This window comes from Bacillus sp. FSL W8-0116, from assembly GCF_038003825.1.
GTDB lineage: Bacteria > Bacillota > Bacilli > Bacillales > DSM-4216 > Bacillus_O > Bacillus_O smithii.
In genome coordinates, this window is sequence record NZ_JBBOPY010000001.1 from 1,284,921 (window position 1) to 1,309,956 (window position 25,036).

The 25,036-nt window shown below is 40.6% G+C and carries 19 protein-coding genes; 8 read left to right on the forward strand and 11 right to left on the reverse strand.

All coding sequences use genetic code 11. The features are described from left to right. Positions 1-198 precede the first annotated feature (198 nt). A complete protein-coding gene (locus N1I86_RS06095) occupies positions 199-1,116 on the forward strand; it encodes an LCP family glycopolymer transferase (protein WP_341095458.1) in 918 nt (305 codons plus the stop codon). A gap of 822 nt (positions 1,117-1,938) precedes the next feature. Here the strand turns inward: N1I86_RS06095 and N1I86_RS06100 are convergent. From N1I86_RS06100 to N1I86_RS06110, 3 genes are all read right to left on the reverse strand, one after another. Continuing rightward, a complete protein-coding gene (locus tag N1I86_RS06100) occupies positions 1,939-3,909 on the reverse strand; it encodes a methyl-accepting chemotaxis protein (protein WP_341095460.1) in 1,971 nt (656 codons plus the stop codon). Between the two features lie 1,100 nt (positions 3,910-5,009). Continuing rightward, complete coding sequence (gene galE, locus N1I86_RS06105; RefSeq protein ID WP_341095462.1) at positions 5,010-5,987, reverse strand: UDP-glucose 4-epimerase GalE; 978 nt, start codon at positions 5,985-5,987, stop codon at positions 5,010-5,012. A gap of 21 nt (positions 5,988-6,008) precedes the next feature. Then, positions 6,009-7,763 carry a phospho-sugar mutase gene (locus N1I86_RS06110; RefSeq protein WP_341095464.1) on the reverse strand — a complete coding sequence of 585 codons (1,755 nt, stop codon included), beginning with the start codon at positions 7,761-7,763 and terminating at the stop codon, positions 6,009-6,011. Positions 7,764-8,468: 705 nt separating this feature from the next. On the opposite strand from N1I86_RS06110, the gene N1I86_RS06115 reads away from it, so the two are divergent. Then, positions 8,469-9,514 (forward strand): IS630-like element ISBs2 family transposase gene (locus N1I86_RS06115; RefSeq protein ID WP_076611651.1). Its coding sequence is split into 2 segments (ribosomal slippage): positions 8,469-8,972 and positions 8,975-9,514, totalling 1,044 coding nucleotides; the frame shifts between segments, so codons are not numbered across the junction. 361 nt (positions 9,515-9,875) lie between these two features. Here the strand turns inward: N1I86_RS06115 and galU are convergent. From galU to N1I86_RS06135, 4 genes are all read right to left on the reverse strand, one after another. Next, positions 9,876-10,769 carry a UTP--glucose-1-phosphate uridylyltransferase GalU gene (gene galU, locus N1I86_RS06120; protein WP_327796846.1) on the reverse strand — a complete coding sequence of 298 codons (894 nt, stop codon included), beginning with the start codon at positions 10,767-10,769 and terminating at the stop codon, positions 9,876-9,878. A gap of 307 nt (positions 10,770-11,076) precedes the next feature. After that, positions 11,077-11,844, reverse strand: a complete 768-nt coding sequence (locus N1I86_RS06125; RefSeq protein ID WP_341095466.1) for a tyrosine-protein phosphatase — start codon at positions 11,842-11,844, stop codon at positions 11,077-11,079. 124 nt (positions 11,845-11,968) lie between these two features. Then, on the reverse strand, positions 11,969-12,661 hold the full coding sequence (locus N1I86_RS06130; protein WP_327803546.1) for a CpsD/CapB family tyrosine-protein kinase: 693 nt from the start codon (positions 12,659-12,661) through the stop codon (positions 11,969-11,971). Further along, the gene (locus N1I86_RS06135) at positions 12,651-13,397 is read right to left on the reverse strand and encodes a YveK family protein (RefSeq protein ID WP_003353933.1); all 747 of its coding nucleotides are present in this window, start codon (positions 13,395-13,397) and stop codon (positions 12,651-12,653) included. Before N1I86_RS06135 ends, N1I86_RS06130 begins: the two co-directional genes overlap by 11 nt. A gap of 380 nt (positions 13,398-13,777) precedes the next feature. On the opposite strand from N1I86_RS06135, the gene N1I86_RS06140 reads away from it, so the two are divergent. Beyond that, positions 13,778-14,536, forward strand: coding sequence for an SGNH/GDSL hydrolase family protein (locus N1I86_RS06140; protein WP_003353934.1), 759 nt, complete (start codon positions 13,778-13,780; stop codon positions 14,534-14,536). Positions 14,537-14,872: 336 nt separating this feature from the next. Here the strand turns inward: N1I86_RS06140 and N1I86_RS06145 are convergent, their stop codons facing one another. After that, positions 14,873-15,985, reverse strand: coding sequence for an RNA-guided endonuclease TnpB family protein (locus N1I86_RS06145; RefSeq protein WP_003353982.1), 1,113 nt, complete (start codon positions 15,983-15,985; stop codon positions 14,873-14,875). Between the two features lie 87 nt (positions 15,986-16,072). On the opposite strand from N1I86_RS06145, the gene N1I86_RS06150 reads away from it, so the two are divergent. Next, entirely contained in the window at positions 16,073-16,213 is a 141-nt protein-coding gene (locus N1I86_RS06150) for a ribbon-helix-helix protein, CopG family (protein ID WP_003352379.1), read from the forward strand. A 580-nt stretch (positions 16,214-16,793) separates the two neighbouring features. Then, positions 16,794-17,480 (forward strand): YndM family protein, encoded by a 687-nt coding sequence (locus N1I86_RS06155; protein WP_341095470.1) that lies wholly within the window; start codon positions 16,794-16,796, stop codon positions 17,478-17,480. A 139-nt stretch (positions 17,481-17,619) separates the two neighbouring features. Here N1I86_RS06155 and yfkAB read toward each other — a convergent pair whose 3' ends face one another. Continuing rightward, a complete protein-coding gene (gene yfkAB, locus N1I86_RS06160; RefSeq protein ID WP_341097265.1) occupies positions 17,620-18,735 on the reverse strand; it encodes a radical SAM/CxCxxxxC motif protein YfkAB in 1,116 nt (371 codons plus the stop codon). A 345-nt stretch (positions 18,736-19,080) separates the two neighbouring features. Then, complete coding sequence (locus N1I86_RS06165; protein WP_341095471.1) at positions 19,081-21,330, reverse strand: alpha-galactosidase; 2,250 nt, start codon at positions 21,328-21,330, stop codon at positions 19,081-19,083. A 574-nt stretch (positions 21,331-21,904) separates the two neighbouring features. Between N1I86_RS06165 and N1I86_RS06170 the strand changes: the two genes are divergently transcribed. The 3 genes from N1I86_RS06170 (at position 21,905) to N1I86_RS06180 (ending at position 24,652) form a co-directional block, all read left to right on the forward strand. Beyond that, positions 21,905-22,315, forward strand: a complete 411-nt coding sequence (locus N1I86_RS06170; RefSeq protein ID WP_048622653.1) for an RrF2 family transcriptional regulator — start codon at positions 21,905-21,907, stop codon at positions 22,313-22,315. Positions 22,316-22,367: 52 nt separating this feature from the next. After that, positions 22,368-23,480, forward strand: a complete 1,113-nt coding sequence (gene mnmA / locus N1I86_RS06175) for a tRNA 2-thiouridine(34) synthase MnmA (protein WP_341095473.1) — start codon at positions 22,368-22,370, stop codon at positions 23,478-23,480. A gap of 221 nt (positions 23,481-23,701) precedes the next feature. Further along, positions 23,702-24,652, forward strand: a complete 951-nt coding sequence (locus N1I86_RS06180) for an LLM class oxidoreductase (RefSeq protein ID WP_341095475.1) — start codon at positions 23,702-23,704, stop codon at positions 24,650-24,652. A 157-nt stretch (positions 24,653-24,809) separates the two neighbouring features. Here the strand turns inward: N1I86_RS06180 and N1I86_RS06185 are convergent, their stop codons facing one another. Continuing rightward, positions 24,810-24,995 (reverse strand): hypothetical protein, encoded by a 186-nt coding sequence (locus tag N1I86_RS06185; RefSeq protein ID WP_341095477.1) that lies wholly within the window; start codon positions 24,993-24,995, stop codon positions 24,810-24,812. Between the last annotated feature and the right edge of the window lie 41 nt (positions 24,996-25,036).

Genomic DNA, 25,036 nt, shown 5'->3' on the forward strand with positions numbered 1-25,036 from the left:
TTGCCAAATAACCCTCTTCTTGAGGGTTATTTGGCATGCCCAGCATTTGGTTTTCTCTTCATCCTTTGATTGATTTTTCGAACATGCGTATCATCCTAAAAAATTTTATACCGCTAACTTGACGGGTATGGGGTCAGGCCCCCTATGAATATGGTATAATTCAACCATAGTTCTAAGGTGAAAGTTGAGGAATCCCATATGTTGAAAAAACTGTTGAAAATCCTGTCCATTATAGTGGTCTTAATCGTCTTGGGCGGGGGTGGCTATGCCTATTATTTGTATCATTCCGCCAAAGAAGCGGCTGATAAAATGCATCAAAACATTCCTTTCGATAATGGCCGCGGCCAGTCGGATAAAACGAAAAAAAGCGAACCTATTTCCATTCTTCTTATGGGAGTGGACGAGCGTAAAAATGACAGAGGCCGCTCCGACACTTTGATTGTCATGACGCTTAATCCGCAAAAAGAGAAAATGCAAATGGTCAGCATTCCTAGGGATACGCGAGCAAAAATCGTCGGAAAAGGAACCATGGATAAAATAAATCATGCATACGCATTCGGTGGAACAAAGATGGCAATCAATACCGTTGAACAGTTTACAGGTATCCCTATTGACTATTTTATCCGCATTAATATGGAAGCGCTAAGTGGTTTAGTCGATGCCGTCGGCGGTATTACCGTTGATAATCATCTGGATTGGTACGATGAAGGATATTACAAAAAAGGCTATCATTACAAAAAAGGGAAGATTGAACTTGACGGACCAAAAGCACTAGGTTATGTCAGAATGCGCCATTTGGATCCAAACGGGGATTTTGGCCGAAATCAGCGTGAACGGCAAGTCATAACAGCCATTCTGCACAAAGCTACCAGTATATCCTCTGTGACTCATTATCAAGATATTTTGAATACGCTAGGCAACAACGTAAAAACGAATCTAACTTTTCAGGATATGATGAATATTCGAGCCAATTACCGCAGCTGTCTATCCAACGTAGAAAATTATGAAATCAAAGGAACAGGCCAAAAGATCAACGGCATTTATTATTTGATTGTTCCTGACGAAGAAAAAGCAAAAGTGACACATATGCTAAAGGAAAATTTACAAAGCGAATAAACATGAATGCCATCTGACAGACATCATCTCAAACAACCTGCCCAAGACGAAAAAACAACATTTATCCTTATACATGGAATCGAGTAGGAGGGAGCGATTAACTCCCGTCCTCTCACACCACCGTACGTACGGTTCCGTATACGGCGGTTCAATTAAGATAATTGACGCAAGTCTTTATAACTTCCGTGAATAGCTTCCGTGAATAGCTGTTCTCTTTATGCCAGTGGTCACTCCACCCTCCAAGAGGTCTCCCACGGGATTCACCGCTTCCTCCCTCAAGTGAGGTACTACGTTTTCTGTGTTCATCATGACTCACTGAATACCAAGGGCTATTCTCTCTTAATTGTTCGGTCCTTCTTAGTTGTTCTAGACCAACTAATACTATGACCTCTGCTGACTCCTGACGGTTCAGCTACTTATCACTAAGTAGGTTATGAAGAGTACTTCACATATCCGCCAGACCTCCCCGGGTAAGAGTGTAATCTTTCCTTCCATCCATCTGCTTCATTTACTCTGTATCACCTTCGGCAGAAAGGGCTTTGTTTTGTTGTGCAAACTCACCCAGTGATACCTAGCCTCATATGAAGTTCGTGTTCCTCAGATCGGAAGTTTGTCGCCCGCTTCCTTCAGATTCCGCGTCACCACGGACACCCTTGCGTTAAGCTAACTGCTACTTCTGCCTTCGCAGCTCGGGACTTTCACCCTATAGATTACACCCATGCCGGGCGCACACGAAGAAAGGACATGGCCCTACGGCGATGTCCTTTCTTGAACCTTCAGTTTTCATTCTTCATTGTACTATTCTGCGAACATGCAAATGGGTTAATATTTAAAATTAGAAATTACCTCTTTGAGCTCTTCCGCCATAGAAGAAAGCAATTTTGCTGATGCTGAGATTTCTTCCATGGAAGCTAATTGTTCTTCCGTTGAAGACGCTACTTCTTCGGATGTGGCTGCGTTGTTTTGCGCTATATTGGCCAATTCATTGGCCATTGCCGCAACCTCTTGGACTTCGGCGGATATTTTTTGCGCCGTTGAGGAAATATCCTGGATTTTAGGAGCAACCTCTCTCATACTATGTAAAATTCCCTCAAACTTTTCAAAGGCTTCATTGGTGATTTTTAACCCTTCTTCTACATCTTCTGTCGTTTTAGACATAATTTGTACCGTATTGCCTGTATCTTGTTGTATTCCTTGAATTAATTCAAAAATTTGCTTCGCCGACTCTTGCGATTGCTCGGCTAATTTTCGGACTTCTTCCGCTACGACCGCAAAACCTCTACCTTCTTCGCCAGCTCTAGCTGCTTCAATGGCGGCGTTAAGAGCCAGAAGATTTGTCTGGTCTGCGATTCCGGTAATAACATCCAATATTTTTCCAATTTGCTTTGAACGCTCTGCTAAAGATTGGATAGCCTCTTCTGACACTTGAACGGATTCATGAATGGAATTCATTTGATCGACCGTCTTCTGAACAGCCTTTTCTCCTTCTTCCGCCTGCAATGTGGATTGTTTAGAAAGCTCCGCTACATTCATGGAATTTTCGGCAATCTTTGTAATTCCTGATGAGATTGTATTTAAAGACTGAGCATTTTTATCAATACCGTTTGTCTGCGTTTCCGCATTGCTTGCCACCTCTTGAATGGAAGATGCGACCTGTTCAGTAACTAAACTTGTTTGTTCAGCGCTCGCTGTTAATTCCTCAGCGGACGAAGCGACTTGTTCCGCACTGAGTTCTATTTTTTGAATTAATGTACGTAGATTTTCTTGCATTTGATTAAAAGCATGGCCTAATTGACCGATCTCGTCGTTTACTTTTATTTCAATTTGTTCAGTGAGGTTGCCTCTGCTGATGGTAATCGCTTTATTTTTTAATACTCTAAGACGGGCAAGAATGGAATAGATAATAAAGTAGACGATTATCGCCCCAAGAACAGAAGAAATGATGATCACGAGCAACGTTTTATGGAGAATAGGCGCAACGGCATCATCCACTTCGGAGATCGACATATTTCCTACTACTTTCCATCCCGTTAACGGATTCGTCGTATAACTGTATAATTTCTCTTTGCCATTCAAAGTATAATGAAATTCCCCTGTATTACTAGCAAATAATTTATCATAAAAGCTGCTGTCTGCTTTTGATCCGGATTTTAGATTAGGATGGGCAACGATCTTCTTATTACGATCGATCAGGAACGCATACCCTTCTTTTCCCACCTTCACTTTTTCCACTAAATCTTTAATCTTGTTTAATCTTATATTAATCGCCACGACGCCAGAACCATCATTGGTTGTTTTGCATATGGTGACCACAGTTTCACCAGTAGAGGCCGTTTTTTCAGGATCCGTCACTACTACTTGCCCTTTATGATTCATAGCTTCCGAATACCAATATCTCTGTCTCGGATCATAGCCGGAAGGCATCTTAAATCTTGGCATTTGAACATATAATCCATTTTTAGTGCCGACAAAAATACTCACTACTTCCGGATGCAAATCTACATATTCTTTAAAAATTCTGCGAAGTTTGGGACTGTCATCGCCTTTATACAGACGAGATGAGACGGTTTTCGAAAAGTAATCGATATCATTTACTTTTGGTTTGATGCTGTTGTCAATAAGTGTGTTCACTAGCTTCACATTTTCATTAACGCTTGTGAAAATTTGATTTTGAATTTGATCTTTAGCCGAATTGTATGCCAATGATCCTACAACAATCGAAGGAAGCAGTAAAATAACAGCAAAAGAAACGATGAGTTTTGATCTCAATCCGCTGAATAGTTTTATCTTCACTTTTCATACCTCTTTCATTAATAGTTTTTGAGATTCACCCTTTGACAAACTACTTAAAGTAAAACGAGTCTAGCTGTGTGTATCAAAAGATTGTTTAGAACGGGATAAAAGTAGAAGCTTCACCGCTTTTTTAGGTCTTATTACCCATCAATCTCTTTGCGTTTTTGCCATTATGTAGTTCTTAACGACTATTTAGTAACCAAAAAGAAAAACCGATCACTCCGATCTTGAGCCGCGGTTATGACATTCTTCAAAACTTATGATCCTTTCCTATATACAAACGAACCGTTTCCACCTAAAAAAGCGCTTTCCTCGTTTAAATCGTGAACACCACTGCAGCGGACCGATTAAATGGCCTTTTGACTCTGAATGCGCTCTCTCCCTTCCTATTGAATTTCTCCTGTTCCCTCTTATGGACACATCTCCATCCATCTTTTTAAAGACACTCTATGACCAAGTTGAAACCAAAAATTACTTCACGCCAAAAAACATTCTCGTACCTTCAGCATCGTTCCGCTACATTCTAATCCTTATACAATATGTACACGCTCAATGTGTGTCCACGTAATCTGTTTCCTTTCCCGTTGCTAAATGACAAACAAAACCACGTCATAATAAAAATTTTCATTAAATAATGAATTCTTAATTTGATTGTATACCCGAACCTGGTATACAAGTCAAGGTAAATCAGGAAATTGTTTTCAATTTTTTGGTTTCTTTTTCCTTTGGTTAAACGTCTGAAAGCTTTACATAAAATGTTTTCCAGCCGCTCAGGATACATACTCTTTACTTATACACGTTTCAGCGTGATCGGCAAAATGTCGTTAAGAAAGCCAGCCGATGATCATTCAAATCAAATTGCTCCCATTCTAAACAAATCGCTTCAAAATTGCACCGACGCTGGAAATTGTTGAAGGATCGTTTCAAAGGCGATTAAATAAAAATTTGTTCATAAAATCCATTAGAAGTTTATTACATCCGGATGAATGATGCTAAACAAAACGATTATTCTTTCATTTTTCGAGAAACGACTCCGGAAAAGAAAAAGGACATTGCTCAAAACATCCGTTTTTGGCAATGTCCCTTTCACTATTCCTTTCCTATTTGCCGATAAATCCCTTTTTATGCCACTTCCATGCGGAGGCGATGATTTCCTCCAAGCCGTATTCCGCTTTCCAACCTAGTTCGTGGTAAATTTTTTCAGAAGTGGCGACGAGTCTAGCCGGGTCACCAGGACGGCGATCTGTATATTCAATGACAGCTTTACGTCCGGTGACGCGTTCGCACGTATCGATCACTTCTTTTACGGAATAGCCTTTTCCATTTCCTAAATTATAAGTTGCTGATTTCTTTTCGCCCGACAACAAGGCATTCAGCGCCAAAATATGGGCTCGAGCGAGATCGGTAACATGAATATAATCGCGGATGCACGTTCCGTCCGGCGTATCGTAGTCAGTGCCAAAGACAGAGATTTTCGGACGCTGGCCAAGCAAATGCTGCAAAATAATCGGGATTAAGTGCGTTTCCGGATCATGCGCTTCCCCAATTTCTGCCGATTCATGTGCGCCTGCTGCATTAAAATAGCGAAGAACGACATAATGCAAATCGTACGCATCGGCAAAATCGGACAAAATCTGTTCTACCATCAGCTTCGAACGACCATAAGGATTGATCGGTTGGGTCGGCTGCTGTTCATCGATCAGTTCCACATTCGGGATCCCATAAGTGGCCGCCGTCGACGAAAAGATAAAGTTCTTTACACCGTGGTCGATCATCGAATGCAATAACGTCAAAGTATTCGCCACATTGTTTTGGTAATATTTATAAGGATGCTGCACTGATTCCCCCACCAAACTATTGGCAGCAAAGTGCATCACCGCTTCAATCGGATAATTTGAAAATAATTTATCGAGTACCGCTTTATCGCCAAGATCTCCTTCAACAAAGTGTGCACGGCGATCCACCAGCGAACGGTGCCCCGTCGATAAATTATCAAGAACGACGACTTCATTTGTTTCTACAAGTTCCTTCACAAGATGGCTGCCGATATATCCGGCGCCGCCAACAACTAAAATCATTGCTGACATCTCCCTTTTGTCTTAGTAAACAGTGATTTGATTTAGTTCATTTTCCACCCATCGCATAACGTCTTCTTCCAGTCGTGCCAATCGTTCGGCACTGTTTTGCAAGGACGTTCCTTTCACGCCGAAATAAAACTTGGCTTTCGGCTCCGTTCCGGACGGGCGAATGCAAAACCAAGATCCGTCTTGAAGATAATATTTCAGAACATTGGAAGACGGCAACGAGATCTTTCTGTGACTTAACTCTGTAAGATCCATGTGTACACCTTTTAGGTAATCTTCCACTGCGACGATCGGGGATCCGGCCGCTTGGGCAGGAAAAGACTCGCGAAATTTATCCATCAGGGCGGCAATGGTCTCCGATCCGTCTTTTCCTTTCAAAGTCAGCGACCGCAGTGATTCACGGAAATAGCCGTATTGTTCAAAAATATCCATCAGACCGTCATACAAACTCTTTCCTTGTGCTTTGTAATACGCTGCTACTTCGGCTGCCAGCACCGCTGCCTGAACAGCATCCTTATCGCGTACGAAATCGCCGATCAAATAGCCATAGCTTTCTTCATAGCCAAATAAAAAGCTATGTTCTCCTGTCTGTTCAAATTCTTTGATTTTTTCGCCGATAAATTTAAATCCAGTCAACGTATCAATCGTTGGAATGCCAAAGCTTTTGGCAATTTCCCTGCCTAGCTCCGATGTCACAATCGTTTTGATCACCACGCCGTTTTCAGGAAGCGTGTGGTTGGCTTTCTTCTGCGTCAACAAATAATGAAGCAAAAGCGCTCCTGTTTGATTTCCGGTCAACACATGATAGTCGCCTTGTGCATTTTTCACAGCCACACCTAAACGGTCAGCATCCGGATCCGTGGCCAGCAAAAGATCGGCGTCTTCTTTTTCCCCATAACGGATCGCCAGTTCAAAAGCGCTATGCTCTTCCGGATTGGGAGATTGAACCGTAGAAAAATGGCTGTCAGGCTGCTCCTGCTCTTTCACCACGGTGATGTTCGTAAAGCCAAAGTTTTTTAATCCTTCCTGAACAGGGATATTTCCCGTACCGTGAAGCGGCGTATAAACAATTTTCAACGAATCAGCCACAGAAGATACGACTTCCTTGTTCTGACGGATCGTCTGTAATTGTTGTTGATACGCTTGATCCACTTCGCTCCCAATATACGTGAGAAGGCCGTTATGGACAAGGTCTTTTTCTTCTGCCACTTCCACCGTCAACTCATTTTCGACAGCTTGAACGTAGCGAATCAATTCGTCCGCCATAGCAGGAGGCAATTGTCCGCCGTCCGGTCCATATACTTTGTAACCGTTGTATTCAGGAGGATTATGGCTAGCGGTAATAACAACACCCGCAAATGTGTGTAAATGGCGGACAGCAAACGACAATACGGGAGTCGGACGCAAACTTTCAAACAAAAAGGCGCGAATTCCATGTTTCCCCACCGTTTTCGCCACTTCCAAAGCAAACTCCGGCGATTTCCGGCGGGAATCGTAGGCAATTGCCACGCCGCGCTTCACCGCTTCCTCACCTTGAGACTTTATGTATTGCGCCAGCCCTTCTGAAGCTTTCCGAACCGTATAAAGATTCATTCGATTCGTACCAGGTCCGAGTTCCCCGCGCATGCCGCCTGTCCCAAATTCAAGACTCTTATAAAAGCTGTCTTCCAACAGTTTTTCATTATCTTTGATACCATCCAACTGGTTCTTTAAAACTGGATCTAAATTTGGATAAGATGTCCATTTTTCATAGATCGTTTTCCAAGTCATATTGTTCCCCTCCAACTCCCCAATAGAATCATTAAAATACTGCATACATGAACATTCTGATCTTTTCCTCACCACTAACCATAGTCGAGCTAAAATGATCATCCTGTATTAAAAGTATACCGCTGATTAGTCATCAAACTATTCGTAGGCTGACAGCGCTTTAGACAACGCTTCCTTTTATATGAAATATTTTCCAATCACCGAAGTACAATTCTTAATTCACCATGAAGACCCCATTTTCCTTTTCAATCATAGTCTTCTTGATTGCATGATAAAAAAGCATAGCAAAATTCTTTCTTTACAGAGAGAGCCGGTAAAACTCTGCTTACAAACTTAATGAAAAACGCAAAACGAAAAAAGTACAAATCTGAATCCAAACTCTTTTTATAATGACCTCTAAAAGAAAAAACGGAATCGATCACAAAAAAGTTCAGTTGAATATTACATTCTATTCGCGTCCCATTTTATACATTCAAAAAACAAGTGAATGACAAAGAAAAATAGAGAATGGCTGTACTTGCAGGATTCAACTTTCGTTTAAAAAAATCCTTTTAATGGTTAAAAGCAGTATATCTACTCAGTAATGAATGCTTATATCCATATTTCCCTGAGTCCAACGAAATTTCTATATAAATTGAAATAAAGGTTTTCTCCCGTTCCACGGCGAATAAATACAAAGAGAAAATAGGGGAACGGAGAGAAAATATGATGCCAAATCACAAAGACGAGATCGAAAAGTTGTCCACTGCCATGAAAGAAGCAAAAAGTAAACGAGCATATGAACGCTACCAAGCGATTTATCTTCATTTGCAGGGATATACCAAAGGAGAAATCGCAACGATTATTGGTCGATCCAAGAAAACTATTTATAACTATATTCATGCCTACGCCCAGCGCGGTCTTGATGGACTGGAGATGAAATACTCACCTGGCGCCCCACGTCGATTGACCCCTGAGCAGGAAAAAGAGCTGGCTTTGATCATTGAACATCAGCTCCCCGTAGATGTGGGATTCGAAGCAAAATATAATTGGACGCTTGCGATAATCGCTGAACTCATTCAACAAAAGTGGGGGCCAACATACACGCTTCGCGGAACAAGTGACATTCTGCATCGGTTAGGGCTAAGCTATACGAAACCGACCTATACACTAGCCAATGCCGATGAAGAGAAACAAAAAGAATTCGTCGAAATCACCTTCCCTGAAGTAAAAAAAAACTGGTAGATGGGAACATCGCCCATGTCCTCTTTCAAGATGAGTCGATGATTCGTGATTACCAAGCGATTCAAAAAACATGGTTTGTCAAAGGAAAACAACGAATCATTCCGACGTTTGGAAAACATCAAGGGCTGAAGCTGATTGGCACGTTGAACTACGAAACAGGGGAAGTGTTTTGCATCGAAGAAGAATGCTATGACGCGGAAACATTTCTTCGATTTCTTCAACTTGTGTTAGAACGCTATCCCACAGGCAAAATAGTGATGATTTTAGATAACGCTCGAATTCACCATGCCAAACTCATTCAGCCATTTTTAAAAGAACACGAAGATCGGTTAGAGCTCGTCTTTTTGCCACCATACAGTCCGCAATTGAACTTGATTGAAGGGCTATGGAAATGGCTGAAATCAGACGTGATTTACAACGTGTTCTATTCGAGTGTGCAAGAAATTAGAAAGAATGTCCAAGCCTTTATTCAGCGAATCAACCAGAAACCAGAACAAACGATCGATCGTTTGTGTGTTCAGTTGTAAATCTTTAATTCAACTTATATATTTCATCTTAGCAAAAAGATTCTCTACCATTATTTTAAAATAATTCATCGAAATCACAGCATATCTTAACTGGGTCAAACTTTTCGGTTCTTTGTATTCGTTTTTATTTTTTTATACAGTAAACAACCGTCTTTCTTAAAAGGAATGCGATTCATTGACTTTTTTGATCACCCGAGCAAAGGAAGAATAAAAAGAAACAGCTGGTAAAATCACGATCTTTTCCCCAACTGTTTCAAAATGACGATTCTGAGGTTGTATAGAACGACAAAAGAATCGGGTTAAGTGACTATTCACAAATTGACTATAGCTAAACGAGCTAATTTTCTTCATTTTTTCTTTCTTACATATTCACTTTATTCAGATTGGTTTCTTTTAAAATATTATCCATGATTTTCAACAGTGGCTCTTTTAATTCCGAATCTTGTAATGCTATTTCAATCGTGGTTTGAATAAATCCCAGCTTCTCGCCCACATCATATCGCTTGCCTTCAAATTGATAGGCAAATACTCGCTGAATTTGATTCAACTTTTGAATGGCATCCGTCAGTTGAATTTCTCCTCCGGCTCCTTGCTCTTGTTTTTCTAAAAACAAAAAGATTTCCGGCGTTAAAATATAACGGCCAATAATCGCCAAATTAGATGGAGCTGTTCCCGGTGCCGGCTTTTCCACAAAATTTTCTACTTGGTAGCGGCGCCCTTGGCTTCCAGCCGGGTCGATAATACCGTAGCGGTGTGTTTCTTCTTCCGGAACTTCCTGAACCCCGATAATGGAAGAATGGGTTTGTTCGAATTGATCCATTAATTGCTTTAAACACGGCGTATCGCTTTGAACAATATCGTCGCCTAATAGAACGGCAAACGGTTCATCCCCGATAAAATTGCGGGCGCACCATACGGCGTGGCCTAAACCGAGGGGTTGTTTTTGGCGTATATAGTGGATGTTAGCTAAATTGGAGGAATACCTGACTTTTTCCAACAAATCGAGCTTCCCTTTGTCCGCCAAATTATGCTCCAGCTCCCAGGCATTGTCAAAATGGTCTTCAATCGCTCGTTTACCTTTTCCAGTAACGATGATTATATCTTCGATCCCGGATGCTACTGCCTCTTCCACTATGTATTGAATAGTCGGCTTGTCCACAATCGGCAACATTTCTTTCGGCATGGCTTTCGTTGCGGGCAAAAAACGAGTGCCGAGCCCGGCAGCCGGTATGATCGCTTTACGTACCTTTTTCAAACCGCATACTTCCTTTCGTTTGAATTTTTTAGAATGCCGATGGGTTTTGTTCGAATAACGGATTTTTATAAAATATACGCAAAATGCAGTTGATTATGTTTGTATTTTAACAAAGTAAAATTAGTTAGGTCACGAGCCATCTCTCACGTTTCTCTCGATGACCGACTTTTATGAAAGAGCCACTCCCTCAGGCATAGAATCCCTACCTAATGGTTATTTTTTATGGATAGTTCAGTTGATTTGTTGAAAAGAGGTTCGATTCAAACATTGTTGTTGATTCGGGCTAAGGCTCCAACCCGATATTCTGTTAAAATAGCCCGAGAAATTTTTTCTTTTTAATTTGTTGCGGCGGTTCTTTCATGATATTCTGACCGCTGACTGCCAATTCTGCATTTTCTTGAAAGTAATAGACATAATCGATTCCAAATTCTTTTTCAAGTCGATCCAATGTCTCCATCATTTTGAACGGGCGTTTGTTTGTATTGTGTGCATCCGAAGCAATAAAATGCGCTAAGTTGGCGCCAATCAGCTGTTCCGTAAATTTCTGAATTTTTTTCCCGAAATAGCCGGTGAGGCTGGCAGCGGTAATTTGCGCTGCCGCTCCGCTCTTAACTAGATTATACAATTTGTCCGGGTCCTGGATTAGTTCTTGGTTTCGTTCGGGATGAACAATGACAGGCACTAGCCCCTTCATTTGCATGTCAAAAAGGAGCTGTTCCGCGTACTTTGGAACATAACCGGACGGAAATTCCACCAATACATAAGAGGAATCCCCGCCAAGAGTGGAGATTTCCCCATTTTCATAGTCTTGAAGGAGTTCTCCGTAAATCCGCACCTCTTGTCCGGGGAGAACCGTTACATTAATCCCTTCCCGTTCCAAATGCGCATTTACTTCCATTACTTTTGCGACAATCTCTGATTTACGATTAATATATTTTCTGTTCATATGGTGGGGAGTGGCGATGATCGTATGAATTCCTTCTTTTTCTGCTTGTTTGACCATTGCAGCTGCTTCTGTCAAAGTTTGAGCCCCATCGTCCACCCCAGGTAATATATGGCAGTGTATATCGATCATCGTCTCTTCCTACTTTCCGATTTAAGATTATTTTACTGAAATGAACAGATTGTTGCACGGAATCCATTTTAAATATTTTCAAAGACTATGTAAGAAAATATAGAATCTCTCAGTGGTTTCCATTCTATTTTTCTCCATAATAATAGTAATAGCTTGAACTTTTCATCGTTTTGCTGTTTAAAACAGCGCCCAACAACTTTGCTTTCGCCGCTTGAAGCAATTCTTTCGCCTTAAGAGCATTTTCCAATTCCGTTACTCCGCTTTTGACAACCAGCACCGTACCTTGGCATTGGTTCGCCAGCACTTGAGCATCAGTGACCGCCAAAACAGGGGGCGAGTCAAATACGACGAGATCATACTGTTTGTATGCTTCCGCCAACATTTGTTCCATCATCCTCGAACTTAACAGCTCAGCTGGATTAGGTGGAATCGGGCCCGAAGATAAAAGATCGAGCTTCTCAACATCGGTTGCTTGAACCGCTTCTACCAGCGATGCCTGTCTCGTAAGAACATTGGTCAATCCAACCGTATTGGTTACACGAAACGTATAATGCATAGTCGGTTTTCGCAAATCACTATCCACAAGCAAGACGCGTTTTCCTTGTTGGGCGAAAACAATGGCTAAGTTAGCAGCTGTCGTCGATTTTCCTTCTCCCGGGCTTGCAGATGTCACCATAAAGGAGCGTAGTTCGCTATCAGCAGATGCAAATTGAATATTAGTACGAATCGTCCTGTATTGTTCTGAAATAGGCGATTTTGGGTTCAACTTTGCAATCAATTTTCGTTTATTGTCTATTTTTTTCGTTTTACGAGCCAAATGTCTCACCCCTTACTTGTTTTCGATGTGAAGAACGTTGGGTGGCTAGCTTGATATCTTCCTCTGAAATCGTGGTAACCATGCCGAGAATCGGAAGTTCCAATCGTTTTTCAATATCTTGTTCGTTTTTGATTGTATTATCTAAATACTCCAGTAAGAAGGCTAGCCCTACACCTGCCATTAAACCGACGACTACAGCGATCGCAATATTTAGGAGCGGTTTCGGTTTCACCGGCGTCATGTCTTTTCCTAAATCGGCTTTAGATAAAATGCTAACGTTATCGACATTCATAATTTTCACAATTTCTTGTTTAAACACTTCCGCTATTTTATTCGCAATTAACACTGCTTTGTCAGGATCGGGGTCTTGAACCGATACGTTCAGTACTTGAGAGTTCTGCTCGCTGTCGACGGTTATTTTTTGGTTCAACGTGTCAGTCGTCATATCCAATTTCAATTCTTTAATAACTTTTTCCAAAACGGCCGGACTTTTGATAATCACGCTGTACGTATTCACAAGCTGCAAGTTGGCCTGCACTTGATTGAAATCGTACATTTGCTGATCGTTTTTTGACTGGTTGACAAGCAGCTGCGTAGAAGCCTGGTAAATCGGAGTAAGAATAAAAAAGCTGACTAATCCACTTATCAGGGCTGCCAGTACCGTAATCAACACAATCAGACGCAGCCGTTTTTTCAGAGTTTCCATTAAATCTCGCAGGCTGATCGTTTCTTCCATAATGTCCTCCTTTAGTAAGTATAAATAAGTCCAAAGTCCGAGAACTTTATACTATATGATTCTAAGATACTATTAAACAGGAAAATTATATCATAGTTGCTAATTTTGATAAACCTTGTCATAATCCTATTGAAAAATGTTATCGTTAGTACTTGAATTTAAACCCCTTAGTAAGTATAAATAAGTCCAAAGTCCGAGGACTTTATACTATATGATTCTAAGATACTATTAAACAGGAAAAATTATATCATAGTTGCTAATTTTGATAAACCTTGTCATAATCTTATTGAAAAATGTTATCGTTAGTACTTGAATTTAAACCCTTTTGAAAGATTTTAGAAAAACTTTTTGAAAATAGTGATCGTTTTGGAGGATTATGGATGAAAAATTTGATGACGTTGTTATTCGCTGTAGTCGTTGCCCTTTTTTTACTGGCAAGCTATTGGTATTGGAAAGAAAAAACGACCGTCGATTCAACCGCTGTGGTGACACCCGTTTCCGGAAACGGATCAAACGAAAGTTGGAAAGATTTGTCGAGTCATTGGCCGGATCAGGCTCGCAAACAGCTGGCAAAATCATTCCATGACGGAAAGCCATTTCAAGTAGCCATTGTCGGCTCTAAAGCACTTGGAAAAGAGGATAACAGCTGGTCTGTTCAATTGAAGAAAGCGCTGGAGACCGCCTACAGCCCGGTACTGAAAGTATCGATTTGGGAAGAAGAAGGGACATCACTCGACTTTCTTCAAAATGGGGAGATAGAGAAAATTGCCGCTTCCAAGCCGGATATGATTCTGTTCGAGCCATTTACATGGGCTGACAACGGCAAAGTGTCTGTAGAAGACAACCATACGGTTATTCAGACGTTTGTGCGTGACGTCAAAGCGGAGAACGAACATGCAGTCGTGATGATCCAGCCGCCAAATCCGATTTACGGTGCATCCAACTATCCGGAGCAAGTCAAATCGCTTAAGGAATTCGCAAAAACAGAAGGATTGAACTACATAGATCATTGGAAAGTTTGGCCGGACTACTCCTCTGACAAACTGAAAGATTACATCGATGAAAGCAACGGCTTGCCGAACACGAAAGGTCACGCTTTATGGGCGAAGTTTTTGAAAAAGTATTTTATGGCTTCATAAATTCAAGACACATAACATGAATTCCGTATGTTCCATTGCGGTCCTTGTTATTTTCCCGCTAATAGCCTCTCCTTTTTTATTTTGACCGCAATGGCTAAATGACGGATCCACAAGAATCTCCTCTCCATTTTCACACCGCCACAAACTTCAATTGCGTCCAAAAATCTTATCATTTAAGTCTATCTTGTAAATCCATTTTTGGAAAAAATCCATATAGTGAACTACCCTCCACTTATCCACCTTACGGTTTGATTGAAGTGGGGGCTTCTCGGGTAATCCCGTCTAATGACAGAAAATTGACCGAGCTAACCCTCTCGTTCCGAAAGTTATTATTCTTTATGCTAATAAGCGTAATCCCTCATTTTTGATATTGATTGCTGAATTGTGATCGCGATCTAATACAAAGCCGCAAGAACATTTATATACACGTTCAGATAATGGCATTTCTTTTTCCTTGCCGCAACATGAACACTTCTTAGTGGAGGGAAACCACTTATCAATTTTCACAAGTTGTTTCCCCTGTTCTTTTAGCTTATACGCTAAGAAAGTAGTGAACATCCCCCAGCCGTTATCATGAACGCTTTTTCCAAAGTTGAGGGCTTGAGACATGCCTTTCATGTCTAAGTCCTCAATAATCACAGCGTCATAGTTTGTTGCTAATTCTTTTGACTTATGATGAAGAAAGTTTCTGCGCTGATTCGCTGTCTTTTCATGTAGCTTAGCCACTTTCAGGTGTTGTTTTTCCCATCTTGCAGAACCTTTCTTTCTTCGAGAAAGAATTCGTTGTGCTTTTGCTAATTTATCTAAGGCTTGCCGATAGTAACGTGGGTAATTGGCTTTCTTACCCTGTTCACTCTCGACATATAGACCATCCATAGCAAAATCCAAACCAACAACTTTCTGTATTTTAACTGGACGAATATCTTTCTCATATTCTGTCAAAATTGAAATGTAGTATTTGCCTGTCTTTGTTTTAGAAATAGTGCAAGATTTGATTTTATAATCAGCAGGTATCTCTCTATGCTGTTTCATTTTTATTGGCTTTTTGATTTTTGGCAGTTTGATATGACCATTTTCTAGCTTAATATTTCCGTTGACCATATTAGTTGTATAGGATTGTTTTGCTTTACGATTTTTGAACTTTGGAAAATCCGCATTTCCTTCAAAGAAATTCTTATAAGCAGTCTGTAAGTTCATTTGTGCATTTGCCAAAGCTAAAGAATCCACTTCTTTTAGGAATGGAAATTCACTTTTATATTTTGCAGGGGTCGGAAACTTTTGCTTTTTAAGCAATTCTTTATCATCCTTGAACTTTTCATACGTTTCTTTGCGTTCAGCTAACATCTTATTGTAGACAAAGCGAACACAACCAAATGTCTTAGCTAATAATGCGGATTGTTCTTTGTTTGGTAACAAACGAAACTTGAAAGCTTTGTTTTGCTTGGCCATATCAATTCACCTCACTTTGTGCGGAAAAATTTCGTATATATTGATTATACCGTAAAAAATCCGTACAATCAATATGAGGTGATAATCATGAGAGAAGAGAAAGAACGTGTAGAAATTCGTATGCCTAAGACGATATTAGAAAAATTGGAGCAATATCAAAAAGAAAATGGGATTCCAACTAGAACAGCCGCAATCTTAGAATTGTTGAGAAAGGGATTGGAAAAATAACTTTGGCTAAAGCCAACCGAAATTCATCTCCCACCTACTCATTGGTGCTATTCGCACCTTCACATTCCTAGAGGATGGGAGACTTCTTTCGGAAAGACGTTAAACATCTATCTTCACTAATTATTTTGGCCTAATCCATTTTCCACTGGCGGGAAAGCTGACTTCCGCTTTCAAAAAGGGCTTCTTTGTCGAATTCTTTCTTCCGCAATTTAAAATATTTCCTACATAACTAGATCAAAGCAGATGTATGCTTCATTATTGTTCGACAACAACAGAAATTGCCCGGGAAATTTAGACAGAAATATTTGTTCAAAAGCATCAATTTTCTTCCTCATTCGTGTAAACCAGTAGGAATCTGTCATTTTAAATGAATGGTTGAATTCCTTCTGCACCGTTTCTTGCCAACCCCGGTTTAATTGGAAATCAAGACTGCTTCTTTTTGCATTTTTTACGTTTTTAACAGTTGAAAAATAAAGGTGTAGATTTTTCGACAACGGGAAAGATTGGAAAACGAGAGGTGAATGAATAATCCCCTTTTTCGGAGCCAACCTAAGATTGACTTCAAAAAGGAGGATTATGGATGGAACACGTAAGAGCACTAATCGTAAAGTTTGTCATGGTCATGATCATATTAGCATTCGTGCTTGGATTATTTTACAGGGTGGATTTCGGTGAATATTTTACCATAAGCTTAATTGTGACAGTCGTATCCTATATGTTGAGTGATCTTTTTATTCTTCCGCGTTTCGGAAATACAGCCGCTACCATTTCCGATTTTGTATTGGCGTACATTTTAATATGGGCCGTCGGAAGCGGTATTATAAATGAAAACATTTCCCTTGGCTGGGCAAGCTTCTGGTCTGCTTTGATTTTAGCGATTGCCGAAATATTCTTCCATCGCTATATAAACAAAAGTGTGTTCAATGAAGACCAAAACAACGGCAGAGAAGCCCGCCACAATCCAGCCTTTAGCTCCGAATTCGGCGAAGAAGATGAGATTGTGTCAACGAAAGATTTCCGTACACAAAATAGCCATGACAATCACGCTGACAGCAGCAATATCCATTCCAACGATCACAACAGTATAAGTAACAACAACTTAACGAACAACAATTTCAATCCCAATAACTTAACGAATAACAACCCAACGAATAACAATTTCAATAATAACGACCTGATTGATAACAACTTCAGTAATAATAACTTGAAAAACACAAAAGACAACAATGTTCGTCGCATTTATGACAACGATCAAAATGAGCAATAACGACAAAACTTTATATTGAACAATGGGATGGCTCAACTTCAATCCCTTTTTGCTCTTTTTGGCCTCCCCTTTTCTGAAATCAAAAGAGGTCCTCCCAACACTATTTCTAGTTGTGGAAAGACCCCGATTGGATGTTCTTTTATTGAGCAATAAGAGCTTTTCGATCTCGGAAAGAGACCGTTGGATAATAGGCATTTTTCACAAGTACATTTGGACCGAGACAGCGGGCTTGCGGGCAATGGCAATGAAGTTCTTTCGCCCATTTGGAATCAAGCCAGCGTTCAAATGCCGCGGAAAGCGTATCTGTTTGTACATTGCCAAAAGGCGGTGTGTCGCCAAAATCAGTCACAATAACGTCGCCTGTAAAAATATTGACGTTTAACCGAGAGCGTCCATCCGGATCATTACGGACGGTTACATTTTTTTCCTGATAAAGTCGTTCGAGCAAGCGGAGATCTTCCGGATTGCGGCTGCATGGATAGAACGGCAGCGTGCCAAACAACATCCAAACATCCTGGCTGCGGATATCGAGCAAGTGATGGATGGCCTCTCGAATTTCCGTTAACGAGAGCAAGTGAAGGTTGGAAGCAAAATCGCTTGGGTACATCGGATGTATCTCGTGGCGAAAAGCTTTCATTTCCTCCACCACTTGGCGATGTATCTTCTCTAAATAAGGAAGCGTCTTTTTATTCAGCATCGTTTCCGCAGAAATCTTGACTCCTTGTTCAGCAAGAAGACGGGAATTTTCAATCATCCGCTCAAACATGGCCTTTCTTTTACTCATTGGCGGTTTACGATCCATCATCGCAAAACCGGTTTCGCTAAATTCTTCAATCGTTCCCCAGTTATGGGAAATATGTAAAACATCGATATACGGCGCCAGCTGTTCATACCGTTCTGCCGGCAGCGTCAAGTTGGAATTGACTTGTGTGTAAAGCCCTCTGCTTTTCGCATATTTCAATAGAGGCAATGTATAGTTTTCCACCGATTTTTTCGACAACATCGGCTCTCCACCTGTAATGCTGATAGCGCGCAAAGTCGGCACTTCTTCCAAGCGCCGGATCAATAGTTCTACAGGCAAAGCGTCCGGATCCTTCGCAGCCAGCGTATACCCTACCGCACAATGGGCGCATCGCATATTGCAAAGATAAGTAGTAGTAAACTCTACGTTAGAAAGTACATATGATCCGTGCTGTTCAATATCCATATAAGATTCCCACGGGTCAAAATCAGGGGAAATAGATCGTGACGTCATAAAAAAAGCTCCTTTATCCAAATAAAATATAATGAAATATCCACCATCTAGGGAGACGCCCGCCATTCGAGGGACTCCCTGGATGGTTATGAAACGAACCGGGCTTTTTCGAATCGTGATTCCCTTAGCTTAAAGAAAACTCGTTCACGTGCAGTCGGGCATCCTAATAGGAATTCCGGTAAGGGATCACAAGCCCGTTCAGCGAAATATTCCATCTACAATCATGTTGAAAAAGCGCCATTTTGTCAAATAAAGCAACCGTAAATCAACCCATTATGCTTCGTCACATTCTATTTTAAAAAAGTGTTTTCCTTTTTCAATCATCAAAGTGGGCCATCTGTCGTTTCATCTATTTTTCATCCCCACTTTTTCATCACTTTGAATGGCTTTTAATTTATAAATTTTGGAGTAGAAGTCCCCTTTTCCTTTTGCATCTTCCAACAGAAGGCCGACGTACATCAGTTCGTCTCCAAAATACGTACCGTCTATTCCTTCGATTTCATACTCATAATCTGTTCGCAAACCTTTTAACAAAATACGGGAAAATCCCGGATTAGCCGTTCCCAACACTTGATAATACCCAACAAGCGCCTCTTTTTGATCTTCAGAAACTACCATCCAGCTTACGATGTTGCCATCGTCTTCAAAAGGGCTTCTTATTCGATAGAACGTTCCATTCATGATCCATTTCCTATTTTTCTTATAAAAGGCAATCTGTTCTTTGACTTTTTGTTTGTCTTTCTCTGATAGCTTCGTGACATCCAGCTCGTAGCCAAATACTCCGAAGAACGCCACATGTGCTCTTGCCTCAAGACTCGTGATCCTTTTGACTTGATGATTCGGAACAGACGTAACATGGGCGCCGATTGCGCTTAAAGGATAGAGAAAAGAAGTTCCGTATTGAATTTTCAAACGTTCGATCGCATCTGTGTTGTCACTCGTCCATGTTTGCGGCGCATAATATAACATACCCGGATCAAACCTGGCCCCGCCAGCGGCACAAGACTCAAAGAGGACATGTGGGAATTCCGTCGTCAATCTTTCGTATAGGTCATACACGCCTAAAATATAACGATGGGGAACTTCTCTTTGACGTTCAGGAGGTAAATCAGCCGATCCAATTTCTGTCATATAGCGATTCATGTCCCACTTCACATAAGAAATCGGTGCTTCCCGAAGAATTTGGGCCATCATTCCATAAATATGATCGACCACTTCTTTTCTTGAGAAATCCAATACATACTGATTTCTCCCTTGGGACATCCTCCGCCCCGGCACTTTGATCACCCAATCCGGATGTTGTTCGTATAATCGGCTATCTTTGGAAACCATTTCAGGCTCAAACCAAAGTCCAAACTTCATTCCTAAGTCATTGATCTTTTGAGCCAGCCCCGTGATTCCGCTAGGCAGCTTTCGATTATTCACAAACCAGTCTCCGAGCGAGGTTTTACTGTCATTTCGCTTTCCGAACCAGCCGTCATCCAAAACAAACAGTTCAATGCCCAACTCTTTCGCTGTTTTAGCAATCTTAATGAGTTTTTCTTCATCAAAATGAAAATAAGTGGCTTCCCAGTTATTAATAAGCACCGGTCTTTCTTTGTCTCGCCAATAACCTTTTGCTAATCTCGTGCGATATAACTGATGATACGTTTGGCTCATCCCATTCAGTCCTTGATCAGAGTAGACCATCACCACTTCCGGCGTTTGAAAACTTTCTCCTTGTCCTAAAAGCCAGTTAAAATCAAAAGGATGGATGCCCATTGTGACACGAGCGACATCGTAATGATCGACCTCCACCTGTGCCAAAAAATTTCCGCTGTAGACGAGGCTAAACCCATATACTTCCCCTCGGTGTTCTGTGGCATCCGGTCTTTTCAAAGCGATAAAGGGATTGTGCTGTGAACTGCTCGCCCCCCGTGTGCTCGAAATACTCTGAATGCCAGGTTGTAATTTTCTCATTTTCACATATCTCTCCCTCCCCCATGATCCGGAGAGGTGAACCATTTCAAATTGTGAGTCGAAGAAATCGATGCTGGCGCTCATTATTCTGGTCAAGTTTAAAGCTTGCTGGCCATGATTGACCACTCTCGCACTTCGGGCCAAGGCGTTCCACTCGCTAAAAACCGTGTAAAGCAATTGAATTTCGGTGTCGATCAGTTTATCGTACAACGAAATTTCAAGCGTAATCGCCTCTTCGCCTTTTTCCACATACGTTGCCGGCAGCCCCTCTAATTTCGGCTTTCCTTTATAAATTTTATGATGTTGATATTCAAAATTCGTAATACGGCTTCCATTTTCCTGAAGAATTTGAAACGCGGGCTCACGAAAATCAGTCGTACCATAAGAAGGATACTCTTGTTTTAAAGTATCAAGGGAAAACGAATCCCCCTCATACACACAGGCAACCAAGGGTCTTGGTCGAATTGGATATAGATGGGAAAAAGACTTTCGATCGCGTATTTTTTTTCCGAAATATAGTTGCCCTAGCTGGTTGTTTTTCAAAATTTTGATAATGTAGCTGAAATCTTTTCCTTGAAGGTGAAACTCTTTCGTTTTTTTATTAAAGCGAATCATCGCTTTTGGTGAAAAAGACATATGACCACACCTTTGGATTGTGATTGGAATCTATTCCCGAATTTCCCAAACACAATGATGATATGGAAAAATGATGGACGGTTCTTATGACTGTGGTGAATGAAGTGTAGGCAGATAGATGGAAATAATTAGACATCACCTGTCCGTTTTTTCTCTGTTGGCCATTTAAAGAGCTAGTGTTCATTATGGTCGTACGAATCGATTCTCCATCCTCAAATCAAATGGTTTTTTATACAGTATATTTGTAGATCATACACGGCATTCAGGAATTTTCTTTTATATCTTAATTCTTCAAACATTCCACATCATGGTACGATGATATCTCTTTTTCTCGGTGCTCCGTATGCTAATACATGATACGTCCTTGCTCTCGTACGATGGATTTAATAAAATGAATGTGGGTGCTTAATGTATCGTCCTTTCTTAACAATCCGCAAGATTAATACCATCATGATTCATCACTTTAATCTTAAAAGTTTACCATTTTACCGTTTCAACGATAAGGATGAAAATTAATAGGTTGACATAGTTAACTGTAATATTTATTATTACATTTAGGAAGAAGGTAATACGATTGAATAGTGATTTTTCTATTGCAGTCCACTGCGTTACTTATTTGGCCACAAGATCTGAACAGATTGTAACGAGCGAAGACATTGCCCACAGCGTAACTGTTCATCCTGCGCGATTAAGAAAAATTTTAAGTTTGCTTCGAAAAGAAGGAATTATCTTATCAAAAGAAGGAGCAAAAGGAGGATTTTCTTTAAAAGAAAAAGCGGAAAATATCACATTAGACAAAATCTTTATGCTTACGAGCGAAGGCACACTGGTACCAAAATGTCCCGAAGCAAATGAAAACTGTATTGTAGGAAAAAATTTGTCTTCCATACTGATCAATATTTTTGACGATGCCGAGAAACATCTGATGAATTATTTAAAAGGGATTACGATACAAGATATTATAAATAAAATTAATAAAAGATAATTTTTTTTTAACGAAAACTGTAACAAAAAATATTTCAGTTAAGGTGGTAATCATGAGTCGAAAGAAAAGAGTCGTTGTAGGAATGTCAGGAGGAGTCGATTCTTCCGTTGCTGCCTACCTTCTTAAAAAAGAAGGATATGAAGTTATAGGCGTTTTTATGAAGAATTGGGATGACAAAAATGATGATGGTGTCTGCACAGCTACGGAAGACTATGAAGATGTAAAAAAAGTTTCGAATCAACTAGGAATCCCTTACTACAGTGTCAATTTTGAAAAAGAATACTGGGATCGAGTCTTCACTTATTTTTTGGAAGAACTGAAATTAGGAAGAACCCCCAATCCAGATGTTTTGTGTAATACGGAAATCAAATTTAAAGCCTTTATAGACTTTGCTCTGTCTTTAGATGCAGATTACATCGCGACGGGACATTATGCCAGAGTCAATAGAGAAAACGGCGAAATCCATTTATTAAGAGGAAAAGATTCGAAAAAAGACCAAAGCTATTTTTTGAGCCAATTAACGAAAGAACAATTATCAAAAGTTCTATTCCCGCTCGGAGAGTTAACGAAAGATGAAGTGCGAAAAATCGCTAAGGAATTAAACCTTTTTACTGCCAATAAAAAAGATAGCACCGGTATTTGTTTTATCGGAGAAAGAAACTTCAAAAGTTTTTTAAAGAATTTTCTTCCTGCACAATCCGGAGTCATTCGCTCGATCAATGGAGAAGTGCTGGGACGGCATGAAGGATTAATGTACTATACGATCGGACAAAGAAGAGGACTCGGCATCGGAGCAAAAGGCAACGGCGAACCTTGGTTTGTCGTAGATAAAGATTTAAATAACAATACGTTAATCGTCGCTCAAGGCAAAGACCATCCTGCCCTTTTCTCAAATGCTGCCATCGTTTCCGACGTACACTTTATCAGCGAAGATGACAGTCCACGATCATTCTCTTGTACGGCCAAATTCAGATATCGTCAACAAGACCAAAAAGTAAAAGTGCATGTTCGTCCGGACAAAACCGCTTTAGTGGAATATGAACAACCGATAAAAGCGGTGACACCGGGACAAGTCGTTGTATTTTATGACAATGATGTTTGTCTTGGCAGCGGAATTATCGATAAGGTGATAAAAGAGGGTGCTTCTGACTCTATTGTCGCTTAATATTCGCTGATCCATGGCAAGCTTTATGATTCGTAATGAAAAGCAACCAAAATGAATAATTTAAAAATATTCTTTGGAACAACATGAGGCTTGGAATAGACAGAACGATCACTCGCCTTAGCCGACAATCGGCATGGATGAGTGATCGAATGAAGCATCAATCCTTCATCAAATGATGATGATATTCTATCTAATACACAGAAAGGTATTGAGGTCTAATGATGGAAAAATTTCAAAATCATAGAGGATATAAACGGATGTATCAAGAGAACAAACTCACTCTCGGGCTGTTCTTCCCTATTGAATCCTATATGAGCGACGTCCCTGAAATGAATATAGAAAAGCAAATAAAACTAGCCAAAAGAGCAGAAGAACTAAAATTTGCCGCCGTATTTGCCAGAGACGTTCCTTTACGCGATCCTAATTTCGGCGACGTGGGACAAATGTATGATCCATTTACTTATCTCGGATTTATAGCCGCCCACACAGAGAAAATTGCCCTTGGAACCGCAAGCATTATTTTAACATTGCGCCATCCGCTCCATGTGGCAAAAGCGGCAGCTTCTGTTGATAAGCTTTCCGGTGAACGACTCATTCTCGGTGTGGCAACAGGCGACCGCCCTATTGAATTTCCGGCTTTTTCGGTAGATGCAAATGATCGCGGTACTTTATTTCAAGAGTCTATAGCGGTCATGAGAGAAGTATGGGCAAAAAATTTCCCTAGAATTCATACTTCCCGAGTCGACCTAATGAACGGAGACCTTTTACCAAAGCCGAATTTATCCTCCATTCCGGTGATGGTAACCGGTCATAGTTCTCAATCTCCTGAATGGATTGCAGCAAACAGCGATGGATGGATTTATTATCCGCGACCACTTCATTACCAAGCGGAACTGATTAAAAATTGGCGGTCTCTAACAGATGAATTTAAGCCTTTTACTCAATCTCTTTATATTGATTTGACAGAGGATCCGAATCATGTACCTATCCCGATCCATCTTGGATTTAGAATCGGACGCAACTTCCTGATTGAATTTTTGCAAGCACTTAACGACGTGGGAGTCAATCATATCATCATCAATTTGAAATATGGACGACGCCCGATTGAAGAAGTCATTGAAGAACTAGGCGAATACATCCTTCCTCATTTCCCTGCTTTAACAGAAGATTAAAAAGAGGATCAAACGTCTGTCCATAGTCTATTGAATCGAGCCCCTTTCGTTATGTTTTGGGTCGAGGTTTTAGCCGCTGAATTAATTTCCATTATAAAGCATATTCTTTATAGAGGGAGTGATTGCGCTCCCTCTAATAGTTTTGGTGAAACAATCCTTATGTACTCCTTTGAAAAGAAAAACGATTTCGATACTGGCGTCCCGGGTGATGGTCCGGCAAATGGTCGTATCCAAATAAGTTTTTCCGAAAAGTGCCTTCCTCATATTCCTTCCGCACAAGACCTCGATCTTGTAAAATCGGAATTACATCATCTACAAATTCTTCAAACGTACCCGGTGTCACCGCATAATGATCGCCGTGAAAAATTTAGAAGAACGTGCAAA